Origin of the sequence: Cytobacillus purgationiresistens (genome assembly GCF_030813235.1) — a bacterium.
Lineage (GTDB): Bacteria > Bacillota > Bacilli > Bacillales > Cytobacillaceae > Cytobacillus > Cytobacillus purgationiresistens.
Genome location: NZ_JAUSUB010000079.1, coordinates 1 through 1252 on the forward strand (window position 1 = coordinate 1; position 1252 = coordinate 1252).

The following is a 1252-nucleotide window of genomic DNA, read 5'->3' on the forward strand; positions in this document are numbered from 1 at the left end:
ATTTAAATCAAAACCGAGAAGATAGCGGAGAAAGAGTGAGATTCTCCTCCTATATAAAACAAAACCGAGAAGATAGCGGAGAAAGAGTGAGATTCCCCTCCTATTTAAAACAAAACCGAGAAGATAGCGGAGAAAGAGTGAGATCCTCCTCCTATATAAAACAAAACCGAGAAGATAGCGGAGAAAGAGTGAGATTCTCCTCCTATTTAAAACAAAACCGAGAAGACAGCGGAGAAAGAGTAGGATTCCCCTCCTATATAAAACAAAACCGAGAAGACAGCGGAGAAAGAGTGAGATTCTCCTCCTATTTAAATCAAAACCGAGAAGATAGCGGAGAAAGAGTGAGATTCTCCTCCCATCTGAAACAAAACCGAGAAGACAGCGGAGAAAGAGTGAGATTCCCCTCCTATATAAAACAAAACCGAGAAGATAGCGGAGAAAGAGTAGAATTCAAACCTGACCCACAGCCAATATCCAACAGCTTTGCACCAGAATACAGCCGCATCACGTTAGACATGTCGTTTACAGTTTTCTTAATTTCCTGCTTGCTCAATCATGATCAGGATTGAAGTGATACTTTAGCATTTGTGCTGCAATTTACGGATCTTTCCAAAAAAGCTCCTCACCTGGAGCGAAAGGGTGCCGGCTTGTCATAAAAACGCTTATCCAATTGAAAATGTTCGTTCATAGATTGAAACTCACTTCCATTAGTTTGTCATTTGCTTCTCTTTAAAAAGATATAAAAATATTAGTGGATTTGCAAATGAAAGGCAGACCGTCGCCACGTATATAATGAAGGAGAGGGAATCACCGCCTGAGCCGATTTCATCGACAATAATTCCTTGATAAAATATGAGCTGGCTAGAAATCAGCATCGTCATCACAGAAATGCCAATCACTGTCAGGCAGCTCATTTTTCGCTGACGGAAATGCGCAACCATAATGCTGATCAACAAAATAATAGAAATAATAAGGCAAGAAATAAATACGGGTCTCATCAAAGTAAAGGAACCTGAGACTTCGAAAGTATCATATGTAAACAAATAATCTCCTCCGAAAAACTTTATAAAATTATGCCAATCTCTAACGCAGCCAGGACCGGGTGATAAATGATAAAAAAGCGATAATAATCCCCAACTCACCCTCAAAACAAAAGAGAAGGTAGAAAAAACATGATAATAATCCCCAACCCACCCAAAAATCGAAAGAGAAAGTAGAAAAAACACAATAATAATCCCCAACCCACCCAAAA

At 39.3% G+C, this 1252-nt stretch carries 2 protein-coding genes; one reads left to right on the forward strand and one right to left on the reverse strand.

Annotated features, from left to right (window positions below; translation table 11 throughout):
• Positions 1-569, forward strand: a 569-nt coding sequence (locus tag J2S17_RS28740) for a hypothetical protein (RefSeq protein WP_307480818.1), incomplete at its 5' end; no start/stop codon positions are given.
• Positions 570-707: 138 nt separating this feature from the next.
• Here the strand turns inward: J2S17_RS28740 and J2S17_RS28745 are convergent.
• Positions 708-1252, reverse strand: a 545-nt coding sequence (locus J2S17_RS28745; RefSeq protein WP_307480819.1) for a hypothetical protein, incomplete at its 5' end; no start/stop codon positions are given.